The organism is Enterovibrio norvegicus FF-33 (assembly GCF_000286835.2).
In the GTDB taxonomy this organism is placed as follows: domain Bacteria; phylum Pseudomonadota; class Gammaproteobacteria; order Enterobacterales; family Vibrionaceae; genus Enterovibrio; species Enterovibrio norvegicus_A.
In genome coordinates this window covers 16,143-28,600 of the sequence record NZ_AJYD02000038.1, presented here as the reverse complement: position 1 = coordinate 28,600, position 12,458 = coordinate 16,143, and the positions used below count along the sequence as shown (strand labels likewise).

The 12,458-nt window shown below is 46.6% G+C and carries 12 protein-coding genes; 1 reads left to right on the top strand and 11 read right to left on the bottom strand.

The annotated features are described in order from the left end of the window. Window positions 1–173 precede the first annotated feature (173 nt). Window positions 174–632, top strand: a complete 459-nt coding sequence (locus A1OO_RS08600; protein WP_016962088.1) for a TerB family tellurite resistance protein — start codon at window positions 174–176, stop codon at window positions 630–632. A gap of 35 nt (window positions 633–667) precedes the next feature. Here the strand turns inward: A1OO_RS08600 and btuD are convergent, their stop codons facing one another. From btuD to A1OO_RS08545, 11 genes are all read right to left on the bottom strand, one after another. Then, window positions 668–1,423: a vitamin B12 ABC transporter ATP-binding protein BtuD gene (gene btuD / locus A1OO_RS08595; RefSeq protein ID WP_016962087.1), complete on the bottom strand. Its 756-nt coding sequence runs from the start codon at window positions 1,421–1,423 to the stop codon at window positions 668–670. Beyond that, window positions 1,420–2,406 (bottom strand): vitamin B12 ABC transporter permease BtuC, encoded by a 987-nt coding sequence (gene btuC / locus A1OO_RS08590; protein WP_017002726.1) that lies wholly within the window; start codon window positions 2,404–2,406, stop codon window positions 1,420–1,422. The genes btuD and btuC overlap by 4 nt, the downstream gene beginning before the upstream one ends. Window positions 2,407–2,469: 63 nt before the next feature. Beyond that, complete coding sequence (locus A1OO_RS08585; RefSeq protein WP_016962085.1) at window positions 2,470–3,525, bottom strand: succinylglutamate desuccinylase; 1,056 nt, start codon at window positions 3,523–3,525, stop codon at window positions 2,470–2,472. A gap of 258 nt (window positions 3,526–3,783) precedes the next feature. Then, a complete protein-coding gene (ihfA, locus tag A1OO_RS08580; protein WP_016962084.1) occupies window positions 3,784–4,080 on the bottom strand; it encodes an integration host factor subunit alpha in 297 nt (98 codons plus the stop codon). Window positions 4,081–4,490: 410 nt separating this feature from the next. After that, a complete protein-coding gene (gene pheT / locus A1OO_RS08575; RefSeq protein WP_017002725.1) occupies window positions 4,491–6,878 on the bottom strand; it encodes a phenylalanine--tRNA ligase subunit beta in 2,388 nt (795 codons plus the stop codon). A gap of 19 nt (window positions 6,879–6,897) precedes the next feature. Further along, window positions 6,898–7,881 (bottom strand): phenylalanine--tRNA ligase subunit alpha, encoded by a 984-nt coding sequence (gene pheS / locus A1OO_RS08570; protein ID WP_016962082.1) that lies wholly within the window; start codon window positions 7,879–7,881, stop codon window positions 6,898–6,900. 450 nt (window positions 7,882–8,331) lie between these two features. Next, window positions 8,332–8,685, bottom strand: coding sequence for a 50S ribosomal protein L20 (gene rplT, locus A1OO_RS08565; protein ID WP_016962081.1), 354 nt, complete (start codon window positions 8,683–8,685; stop codon window positions 8,332–8,334). A gap of 41 nt (window positions 8,686–8,726) precedes the next feature. Further along, window positions 8,727–8,921: a 50S ribosomal protein L35 gene (gene rpmI / locus A1OO_RS08560; protein WP_016962080.1), complete on the bottom strand. Its 195-nt coding sequence runs from the start codon at window positions 8,919–8,921 to the stop codon at window positions 8,727–8,729. A 102-nt stretch (window positions 8,922–9,023) separates the two neighbouring features. Continuing rightward, window positions 9,024–9,572: a translation initiation factor IF-3 gene (gene infC / locus A1OO_RS08555; RefSeq protein WP_083248043.1), complete on the bottom strand. Its 549-nt coding sequence runs from the start codon at window positions 9,570–9,572 to the stop codon at window positions 9,024–9,026. Window positions 9,573–9,575: 3 nt separating this feature from the next. After that, window positions 9,576–11,504, bottom strand: a complete 1,929-nt coding sequence (thrS, locus tag A1OO_RS08550) for a threonine--tRNA ligase (RefSeq protein ID WP_016962078.1) — start codon at window positions 11,502–11,504, stop codon at window positions 9,576–9,578. Window positions 11,505–11,806: 302 nt separating this feature from the next. Beyond that, window positions 11,807–12,265, bottom strand: coding sequence for an RNA methyltransferase (locus A1OO_RS08545; RefSeq protein ID WP_016962077.1), 459 nt, complete (start codon window positions 12,263–12,265; stop codon window positions 11,807–11,809). Window positions 12,266–12,458: the final 193 nt, after the last annotated feature.

The following is a 12,458-nucleotide window of genomic DNA, read 5'->3' as shown; positions in this document are numbered from 1 at the left end:
CCGTCTGAAAGATAAGAAGCACCAGCAAGTCGCTGACAACTTCTCAAATTATCCCTCATACTCTTATTCTATATGTATTGGTGGGTGTGACTTCACTCAGCCATATGCCATATGTACTCAAAAGCTGATTCATACTGATAAAGCTCATCAATAAACTTCACTAGGTAACCTACATGTTTTCAAAACTGTCTTCGATTCTAAGAGAAGTCTTTACTGAAGAAGGTGGCAGTGCCGCTTCAAACGAACACCGTTATCAACGTGCGATGGCAGGTTTATTGTGCGAAGTCGCCAGTGCCGATAACGAACTCGACCCTCGTGAAGAGGCAGCTAAAACACGAATGCTTGGTGAGTTATTAGGGATTGAAGAAGCGGCGTCAAACTCACTCGTCAATGAAGCGCGCGTCGATGCATCAAACTCCGTGTCACTCTATGACTACACAGACAAGTTGCGCCAGCTAGATCAGCAACAGCGATTCAGCTTGGTCAAAGCGATGTGGGAAGTCGCGTATGCGGACGGTAAGCTCGATCCGCTAGAAGAGTCTGTGATCCGAAAAACGTCGGAATTGTTATATCTCGACCACGCATTGTTCATCAAAGCAAAACTTGAAGCGCAAGCCGACGCCAAACACTAAGTTAACGTTCATCAAACCTAGTGCGAGACATCGTGCTAGGTGTTTAACATCAGCAGTTGACCGTCAATTTCTACTCGACGTAAGCGAGTGCCAAACACCGCTTCCAGCGTGTCCACGTGCATCACTTCCCTAGGACTACCTTGAGATACAAGGTGGCCATTTTTAAGTAACATCACCCTATCTGCATCACTGAGTGTTCGATTGATATCATGATTGGACATGATCACCGCAATACCACGATCAGCAATGCGACGAATCATCTTGTACATCACGCTTTGCTGAGCGATGTCGAGTGCGCTTGCTGGTTCGTCGAGAATAAGCAGTTTTCCATCGGGATTTATATCAGGCCAAATTTGTAAGCACACACCGGCAAGTCTTACGCGCTGCCATTCCCCACCCGAAAGCTGCTCAGTATTGCGATTCAGCTTATCTTCAATCCTCAAGGTTGAGCATATGTCTTTGACGGCCGCATCTAATTCAATGGGATTACTTTTGGTCAACGCGGACAAACTTAAACTGAGGTACTGATAAACGCCGATGGCAAAAGCAGGCTTTTGTTGTTGGCTCAAATACGCTCGTTGTCTTGCTAAGGTTTTGCTGTCTATATCCGCCAGTGCGATGCCATTTAAGGAAACGTTGCCTTGGCCTTCCGTTAAACCAGACAATAATTCCAACAACGTGCTTTTCCCGCTTCCGTTTGCACCAAGCAGATGAACAATCTCGCCTTGCCCAACAGAAAAACTTAACGGAAGAAGACGCGTACCTAATGCAATATTCTTAGCTTCAATCATGCGCGTCTCAATAACATCCAGATAAATAGAGGCGCACCAAGTGACGTTGTCACTGCACCTACAGGTAACTCTGCTTCAGCAATTGCCATACGCCCTATCGTGTCAGCCACTAACAACAGTGAAGCACCAGCGAGCGCTGAAAGCGGAAGAAGATACCTGTTTTCTGTCCCTAGCCAAAGTCGCAAAAAATGCGGAACCACTAAGCCGACAAAGCCAATCACACCGGCCATGGCAACCGACGCGCCAACAAGCACACTGACCATCAAGATCAGCTGCCATCTGAGCGTTTGAATATTCAATCCTAACTGCTTCGCTGGCGCTTCACCCAGCATCATCAGATCCAGGTTATGCCCTTGCGTACACAGCCAAAGCACAGCAGGCACAACCACCACGGCAAGCGTTAGCTGCGCCCAATGCACACCTGAAAGGCTTCCCATCAGCCAGTAAAGTAGCTGACGAAGGTTAAGGTCTGAACTGAAATAGAATGTCCACGTTACGATGGCGCCGGAGAGAATACCCAGTGCAACACCAATCAGTAATAGCCTTGCTGTCGACATAGTTCGCTTGCGAGCTAACCATACCAGTACGCCAGTAAAAGATAGCGCCCCAAGCATCGCAGCAGACATTAATCCGTACTGAGTGGCTAACGCCGGGAAGAAAAACATAACAAGCACAAGGGCAAGGCTTGCACCACCGGAAATGCCTAACACGCCGGGCTCTGCCAATGGATTACCCAGTAACACCTGCAGCACCGCACCAGACACCGCCAAAGAGGCGCCAATCAAGATGGCAGCAATAACGCGCGGGACACGAAGCTCCATCAACAATTGTTGCGCTAGAGGAGAATCAACATGGAAAGGGAAAATCCAGATCTCACCTGCCGCCAGTGAAAGCAATGAGCACACAATAAGCAGTGCGACAGCGGTAATGAGAGCGGTATGCCAGCGCCGAGTGCGACGCTGAACAAGTTGAAGTAAATGCATGGTTTTATAGTTTAAACGTCAATAGCCGCCAACCATACAGAGAACGCAGAACAATGAAAAGTGCTAACTGATTGCGATCGGCCCTGGCTCGCTTCCCACGTTAACAAAAAGGGGTTTCGATTCATCCGGAACAAAAGGTGTCACCAGTAAACAAGCGCGCTGACCTACCGCGACGTTGGCATTGGGGAACACAGCCGCCTCCCCGCCTTTTTGCGCCACGTATAGCGTACCGTTTTCTTCTGCCAGCTGTTCGCCTTCCTTGAAGTAAGTGAAGTTTGCTGCATCACCACTAAAGGCCAAAGAGAATGCATCGTCGGTTTTGGTAATGGTGCGCGTCACCTTATAGATAGAAAGATCATGTTCAATCGCGGCTTCGACGTTTTCACAATCACATAGAAAGTTTATCAGCGCTTGTTTAAGCGGCGCGAATTCTGACATATCGTTTTGATACAAAGGCGCGACACGACCCATTTCAAAGGTTGCGGCCAATGCACCGAAATTCTCACCACTCCACCAACTGAATGTTGAAGATGGCGTGCGGCTTAACAGCATAGCATCCATCTGTGCCGACTTTAGGAAGCCAATAAGAGGGCGAACATCGGTTGTCTTTGTTGAAGCAGGCACGACGGCAAACATGTAGTGTTTGGAATCACGAATGGCGCTGTGCATATCAAAGTGCCACTTCTCATCATTGTCTTTGGTATTGACAAAGAAGCGGCGAACATGCTCTTGAAGATGATTAGCCAGCTGACATTCTGCATTGCGATCGGCGTTAACATCAGCAAAGAGACGGTTCAAATTTTCCTCAATAAAACGCGTGTGAGCATGAATCGCATCAGGATGCGCAATGATGAAAAGAGTGCGTGATTGAGGAACCCACGCGCCATTCAGTATTTCACTCACCAAATCATCAACCAGCTCAATCGGTGCGGTTTCATCACCATGAATACCAGAAGAAATTACAATGGCGCGATTCGCGTTTTCTGGTGAAACCTCCAATACGCCAACGTCATGATGAATAATATCGAGACCATTTGGCAGTTGAAATGAATACGGTTTGAATGTCATCGGCGAAGACAAAGTGTGCTTGAGAAAGCCACCGGAGAGTTGACTGTCCATTTTCAAAACTTCCTAATTTATTATTTTCGTATCTCGCTAACTACTATACCCGAACAATATTAGGATTCATGTTTGTGTTATTACGTGGTGTAAGAATTGAGAGATTGAAAGGCATGTTTATCAGGTGGTGCGTGATTTTTACCCAATAAAAAACCGCAGCAAAAAGCTACGGTTCTTAACATGCCAGGGCATAGAAGCAAATTAACTAAGAAGTAACTGTCTTCGGAACAGACTTTCTTCTAAAATTACCATCGAGAATTACTTGTCGATTTTTGCGTTTTCTACGCGTGCTTTCAGCTTTTGCCCCGGGCGGAACGTTACTACTCGACGAGCAGTAATTGGAATATCTTCACCCGTTTTTGGGTTGCGGCCTGGACGTTCGTTCTTTTCGCGAAGATCAAAGTTTCCGAAACCAGACAGCTTAACTTGCTCGCCACCTTCGAGTGCTTTTCGAACTTCTTCGAAGAACGCTTCGACGGTGTCCTTGGCGTCCCGCTTGCTCATCCCGACATTTTCAAACAGGTTCTCAGCCAGATCGGCCTTAGTGAGCGCCATAGGTCATTCCCTCAAGAAATGTTAAACATAAATGAGATACATCGTATCTTCACTACCAATTGCACTGCATTGGAAATATTCACTTGCTCCACTGTCGGGCAGCATATTCCGCATCAGTAACTTACGAACAGTGTAAGCCAACTGGCTGATTTGCGCCAACTTTTTTCCATATCATTATTTAGAACAGTGCTCTGTTTATGAGGATTTCATTCTTGCGTCATGCATAAAAAATGAGACATGACGATGGCAAAATCCTGTTTAGATGATGTTTTTATTCGAGTTTTAAACAGTTAAAAACCAAGGTCTGTTATCGTTTTGATAAAACTTAGGTTTATCAAAACGATAGGTGTTAGAACTTTTGGACATAAAAAAAGCAGCCCGAAGGCTGCTTTTTATTGATAGTTTTCGCATTAGTCGCGAAGGTGAGCACCGAATTTTTCGCCAAGTGTCGCAACAACTGCCGCAACCGCCTCAGAAATATCACTTTCTTCTAAAGTACGTTCAGTAGATTGTAGCGTCAGAGCGATAGCCAGACTCTTCTTACCTTCTTCAACGCCTTTGCCTTTATAAAGGTCGAAAAGCTTAGAGCCTTTGATAAGTGCATTGTCGGTATCTAAACATGCGCGTACAACTGCTTCTGATTCTACGTCATCAGCAACAATCACCGCGATGTCACGACGGTTCGCTGGGAACTTAGAAATCACAACCGCTTCCGGAATCACACGCTGATTGATAGCAGCCCACTCGATTTCGAACACGATAGTGCGACCATTCAGGCCAAACTTACGCTCAAGCTCAGGGTGAACCGTACCAATGTGGCCGACAATCTTGCCGTCGACTTCAATCGCCGCGCTCTGACCTGGGTGCAGCGCCGGATGCTTAGACGCTTTGAAACTGTATGCCAACTCATTAGCAGTTAGCTCCAGAACCGCTTCCAGATCGCCTTTAAGGTCAAAGAAATCGACAGTGTTAGTCGCAATGTCCCAGTGCTCTTCAGAACGCGCACCGGCAATCACACCTGCCAGCATCATTTCTTGGCGCATGCCGTTTTCAGCAGTCGCTTCAGGAATAAAACGCAGACCTGCTTCAAACAGACGCACACGTGGTTGCTGACGTTTCTGGTTGTACGTCACTGTGTTTAGCAGACCTGTCCACAAGCTCAAACGCATTGCTGACATGTCAGCAGAGATTGGGTGTGGCAAGATCAGTGGCTCAACGTTTGGCACGATCAGCGCCTGTTGAGAAGGCTCAACAAAACTATAAGTAATCGCTTCGTGGTAACCACGGTCAACCAGCAAATCACGAACGCGTTTCAGAGGTTGGTTGACCTCTTTATATTCGTTCATGGTCAGGTGCGCTTCAGGCGCTTGGTTTGGAATGTTGTCGTAACCGAAGATACGCCCTACTTCTTCAACCAAGTCTTCTTCAATGGCCAGATCAAAACGCCATGACGGTGCTTTCGCTGTCCAACCTGCTTCTGTGGTTTCTACGTCACAACCCAGACGCGTCAAGATCTCCACAACATCGTCAGAAGAGATGGCGTGGCCCAGAAGGCGATCCAATTTGCTGCGACGCAGAGAAATGGTTTTCGCTTTAGGGAGATTCTCTTCAGATTCTTGACCGACGATTTCACCCGCTTCACCACCACAGATATCAATCAGCAGTTGTGTCGCACGCTCCATGGCGTGGTACTGAAGGCTTGAATCAACACCACGCTCAAAGCGGTGTGATGAATCCGTGTGCAAGCCGTAGCTACGTGCACGACCACGAATTGAATCAGGTGCAAAGAATGCAGCTTCTAACAATACGTCAGTCGTCTCGGTAGTCACACCCGAGAACTCACCACCAAAGATACCAGCAATAGCCAGTGCTTTGTTGTGGTCAGCAATAACAAGCGTGTTGTCGTTTAGCTCAGCTTCATTACCGTCCAGAAGAACCAGTTTCTCGCCTTGCTTCGCCATACGCGCAACGATGCCACCTTCAATCTTAGAAAGATCGAATGCATGCATAGGTTGGCCTTGCTCAAGCATCACGTAGTTAGTGATGTCGACGATTGGATCAATAGAGCGAATACCGCTACGACGCAGCTTTTCTTGCATCCAAAGTGGCGATGCCGCTTTCACGTTCACGTTGCGAACCACTCGGCCCAAGTAACGTGGACACGCGATAGGCGCTTCGATAGCAACAGAAATCTTGTCATCAATTGACGGTGCTACGTTGTCAAACGCAGGCTCAGATACTTCAGCACGGTTCAATACACCCACTTCACGAGCCATGCCTTTAAGGCTCAAGCAATCAGCTCGGTTTGCCGTCAGATCAACATCAATAGTGACATCGTTTAGCGACAGGAACTCGCGGAAGTCAGTACCCAGAACCGCGTCTGCAGGTAGTTCCATGATGCCGTCAGATTCAACGTTAATGCCAAGCTCGGTGAACGAGCACAGCATACCGTGAGAAGGTTGACCACGAAGTTTCGCTTTCTTGATTTTAAAATCGCCAGGCAGAACCGCACCAACGGTTGCTACAGCAACTTTAATACCCAAACGACAGTTTGATGCACCACAAACGATATCCAGCAGCTCTTCGCCACCGACGTTTACTTTGGTAACACGTAATTTGTCCGCATCAGGGTGTTGACCACATTCAACCACTTCACCAACGACTACGCCGGTGAATTCACCGGCAACAGCTTCAATGTCGTCGACTTCTAGGCCAGCCATGGTGATTTGGTGTGCCAGTTCTTCGCTATTGACAGCAGGCTTAACCCACTCGCGAAGCCAGGATTCACTGAATTTCATTTCTCAATTACCCCAATGCTTACTTGAATTGTTTCAGGAAACGCAAATCGTTCTCGAAGAACGCACGCAGGTCATTCACGCCGTAACGCAGCATGGTTAGACGCTCAACACCCATACCAAAGGCAAAACCTGAGTATTTCTCTGGGTCGATATTTACTGCGCGAAGTACGTTCGGGTGAACCATACCGCAGCCAAGGATTTCCAACCACTTACCGTCTTTACGACGAACATCCACTTCCGCAGAAGGCTCAGTGAATGGGAAGTAAGAAGGACGGAAACGCACTTCAAGATCTTCTTCAAAGAAGTTGCACAGGAAGTCATGAAGGATGCCTTTTAGCTGCGCAAAGTTAACATTTTCGTCAACCAGCATGCCTTCAACTTGGTGGAACATTGGCGTGTGCGTTTGGTCGTAATCATTACGGTAAACGCGGCCAGGCGCAATGAATCGTAGTGGTGGCTGGCTCTCTTCCATGGTACGGATCTGAACACCTGAAGTGTGCGTACGAAGCATCAAATCTGGGTTAAAGAAGAAGGTGTCATGATCAGTACGTGCTGGATGATCTTCTGCAATGTTCAGTGCATCGAAGTTGTGGAATGCATCTTCGATTTCTGGACCTGTTTTTACGTCAAAGCCCAAATCACCGAAGAAACTTTCAATGCGTTCAATGGTACGAGTTACCGGGTGAATGCCACCATTTTCAATGCGACGACCAGGCAGGGTCACATCGATAGATTCAGCAGCCAGCTTCGCTTCAAGTTCAGCACTTTCTAGCGCATTTTTACGCTCAGAGATCGCTTGCTGAACTGCCTGCTTCGCTTTATTGATGCTTGCGCCCGCTTCACGGCGTTCCTCATGCGGCAATTTGCCCAATGCTTGAAGTTGCGTAGTTAGCTCGCCTTTCTTACCTAGGTACTTAACACGTACCTCATCCAAAGCCACAACAGAGTCAGCCGATTCGATAGCTGCCGTTGCGCTGGATAGAATGTCTTCTAGTTGTTGCATCGTTTCCTCATCCACCCTTTCAGGCGATTACTTACGGAGTAAAAGATATACCAATTCTCGTAACAAAATACGTGAACCAATCGCGACTCGCATCGGCGAATTTTGCTCTGAGAATTGGTATAGACGTAACGGTACATAGTAAATAAACCGTGAACTAAAGCCAAACTGAAAGTGACATCAAGTGCTTGTCATGCCTATTTCATCACCACATTTATGGTTGAATCATGTAAATCGCGAAGAAGTTGGCCTTTTCATGAAAGGAGAAGACTCAATTATCCGCATCGGAGCATGTAAAAATGGACGCTGAAGAGGTAAAGCGAAGAGAATTAGACTGGGTTTATACCTGAGTAACCTCAGAATACTGCAGTTAACATTAATCAGGCATACAAATTTCAGATGTAAAAAAGGGGAGCCTAAGCTCCCCTTTCTTGCAAAATCTATTCTGTATAATTACAGAGCAGCTTTCGCTTTCTCAACAAGTACAGAGAAAGTAGCTTTGTCGAATACAGCGATATCAGCAAGGATCTTACGATCGATTTCGATAGACGCTTTCTTCAGACCGTTGATGAAACGGCTGTAAGACATACCATTCTGACGAGCCGCAGCATTGATACGTGCAATCCAAAGTTGACGGAATTGACGTTTCTTCTGACGACGGTCACGGTAAGCGTATTGACCAGCTTTGGTAACTGCTTGGAAAGCTACGCGGTAAACACGTGAACGTGCACCGTAATAACCTTTAGCTTGTTTTAGAACTTTCTTGTGACGTGCACGAGCTTGTACACCACGTTTTACGCGAGCCATGGACTCTCTCCTAAACTAAATCGTTAATAAACTAAGAAAAATTATGCGTATGGAAGCATACGAGCAACTGCAGCAACTTCGCACTTAGGCAGAATTGCATTTGGACGCAGTTGACGTTTGTTCTTAGTAGTACGCTTAGTCAGGATGTGACGTTTAGTCGCGTGCTTGAACTTGAAGCCGCCAGCAGTTTTCTTGAAACGCTTAGCTGCACCTTTGTTTGATTTCATCTTAGGCATGATGAATAACTCCGCATTGTTGCATGTTAATAACAATGTAATCCGGCGAACAAAGAGGCTACACCCGAAGGCATAGCCTCTTACGTTACTTGTATGCCGAAATTACTTCTTTTTAGGGGCAAGAACCATGATCATTTGACGACCTTCGATTCGCGTTGGGAAGCTTTCTACCAAACAAATTTCAGCAGTGTCTTCTTTCAAGCGATTCAAAACGTCAACACCGATTTCTTGGTGCGCCATTTCGCGACCACGGAATCGGATTGTAACCTTGACCTTGTTACCCTCTTCAATAAAGCGAACCAGGTTGCGTAGTTTTACCTGATAGTCGCCAATATCGGTACCAGGACGGAATTTAATTTCCTTAACCTGAATAACCTTTTGTTTTTTCTTCTGCTCTTTCGTAGCCTTGCTCTTTTCGTAAATGAACTTACCGTAGTCCATCACGCGACAGACAGGTGGTTCGGCATTAGGGCTAATTTCGACCAGATCCACACCTGCCTCTTGAGCAGTTGCTAGAGCGTCTTCGATTGAAACTACGCCAACGGCTTCGCCGTCTAGGCCGGTCAAACGAACTTCGCTAATACCGCGAATTTCGTCATTCAATCGATGAGCATTTTGTTTAACTGGGACTTTTCTTGTTGCGCCTTTAATACCTTATTCCTCCAAAATATTGAGCGTTCGGGTACGAACTTCGTTCTCGAGCAGAGAAATGAATTCGTCAATTTTATATTTACCCAAATCTTTACCTTTGCGTGTACGTACCGCGATTTCACCGGCTTCCATTTCTTGGTCACCGCAAACCAACATATAAGGTACGCGCTTCAAAGTGTGTTCACGGATTTTAAAACCAATCTTCTCGTTTCTCAAGTCCGCTGACGCTCTAAAACCTGCTTTTTGCAGTTTTTTTGCTACTTCCTGAACATAATCAGCCTGATTGTCGGTGATATTCATGACAATCGCTTGCTGAGGAGCCAGCCATACCGGGAAATGACCCGCGTATTCTTCAATCAAAATGCCAATGAAGCGTTCCAGAGAACCCAAAATCGCACGGTGAATCATGACTGGGGTATGGCGTTCGTTGTCTTCACCAACGTACGTTGCGCCCAAACGCTCAGGCAGAGCAAAATCGAGCTGAACAGTACCACACTGCCATGCGCGATCCAAACAATCATGCAAAGTAAATTCAATCTTAGGACCATAGAAAGCACCTTCGCCTTCCAAAATCTCAAATTTGATGTCCATTGACTCAAGTGCTTCAGCCAATGCCTTCTCTGCACGGTCCCACATTTCGTCAGAACCAACACGCTGTTCAGGGCGTGTAGATAGCTTCACAACAATCTCATCAAAACCGAATGTTTTGTATGTGTCGTAAACCATAGAGATGCAAGATGTCACTTCATCTTGAACTTGGTTTGGCGTACAGAAGATGTGAGCATCATCCTGAGTGAAGCCACGAACACGCATCAGACCGTGCAATGCACCTGATGGCTCGTTACGGTGACAGCTACCAAACTCCGCCATACGCAGCGGCAAATCACGGTATGACTTCAGACCTTGGTTAAAGATCTGTACGTGACCTGGGCAGTTCATCGGCTTAAGCGCATATTCACGGCTTTCAGATTGCGTGGTGAACATGTAGTCAGCGTATTTGTCCCAGTGACCAGAACGCTCCCAAAGAACGCGATCCATGATCAGCGGGCCTTTGACTTCTTGGTATTCATATTCGGTCAGTTTTTCGCGGACGAACGTTTCCAGTTCACGGAAAACAGTCCAACCATTGTGGTGCCAGAACACCATACCCGGCGCTTCTTGCTGCATGTGGTACAGATCAAGTTGCTTACCTAGTTTACGGTGGTCACGCTTTGCCGCTTCTTCAAGACGAACAAGGTGCGCTTTTAATTCTTTCTTATCGTAAAACGCTGTGCCGTAGATACGCTGCAGCATCTTGTTGTCGCTGTTACCACGCCAGTAAGCGCCAGCAACGTTTAAGATCTTGAAGTTTTGGCAGAAGCTCATGTTCGGCACGTGCGGACCGCGGCACATGTCGATGTATTCTTCATGGTGGTAAAGTCCTGGGCGATCGTCTCGAGAAACGTTTTCGTCCAGAATTTCAATTTTGTAAGTCTCGCCGCGTGATTCAAACGTATCGCGCGCTTCCTGCCAGCTTACATTCTTCTTAATGACCTGATATTTGGTTTTTGCCAAATCTTTCATGCGCTTTTCAATCGCATCAAGGTCTTCTTGGGTCAACGAGCGATCCAAGTCTAAGTCATAGTAGAAACCGCTGTCGATGGTCGGACCGATCGCCATTTTTGCATCAGGGAACAGTTGCTTGATCGCATGACCCAGCAAGTGAGCACAAGAGTGACGAATGATTTCGAGACCGTCTGCGTCTTTTGCGGTGATGATTTCTAGCTTAGCGTCGTGTTCAATCAAATCACACGCATCAACACGGTTTCCGTCAACACGACCAGCGATACAAGCTTTAGCAAGACCAGGGCCGATGTCGAAAGCAACATCATAAGTAGAAACCGGGTTGTCAAAAGAACGTTGACTACCGTCAGGAAGAGTAATTACAGGCATTTTTATGTCCTATTTACAGTGGTGCTACACACGAAGTAGCACTTGTTTTAGTTATTGGCGTCTGAACTCGAGGAGTATTGAATAGACGTCTTAGAGAGTGCTTCGTTAGGTGCTCATTTTAATACCAATCAAAACGGGCGCACCTGAAGCGAGACGCGATTGTAACCGCGCCCCTGCCCGTGATCAATTCGTATCAATACACAATTGTGTCAAATCAACAAATCACCACGGTTTTTCATTGTGTTGGATACACTACTGTTTCCTGTATATACCTACGCAATGTCAATATGCTGGTATAGCAGTTACAGGTGCCCAGAGAAATTCGTGCCCTTGGCCATGCGGTCATAAAGGATGACATTGACGCAAGCAGCCAGGTTCATACAGCCATTCGTAGGAATGTAGATAGTTTCCGCACAAAACTCGGTGATCTCTTTCTTCAGCGAATTGTCTTCTGGGCCAAAGATGTAAAACGCACGAGCAGGATGTTTGTAGTCAGGAAGCGGTTTTGCGCCTTCCACCAACTCAACGGCAATTGGAATACAACCAACCGGCACAACGGCTTTGAGATCATCAACACCAATAAGCGGCGTATCTAACACTCTGTTTTTCGTGTCGGTACAAAACTTTGCCGCCCTGTCGTAACGGGTTCCGGTGTAAAACACGGAGTTCACACCGTAACAGCCAGCAGCACGCATAACAGAACCGACATTTTCGGGTGATTTTGGGTTTACTAACCCTATACAGCTGTAACCTTGTTTCATTTTTTCCAATAACGCCAAAATTTAAATTGGCGACATTCTACATGAATTCTGAAAGCCCTTGCTGCTTGAAAAACGTTTTCAGGAAAAAACAGTCTTTGAAACGCCAAAGTATTGAGGCAATAAAAAGCACTTGGGCGGGATGTTTTTGATTAAAAGCCGCGGGTTTTGAAAGGAATAGACATAAAATAATGGT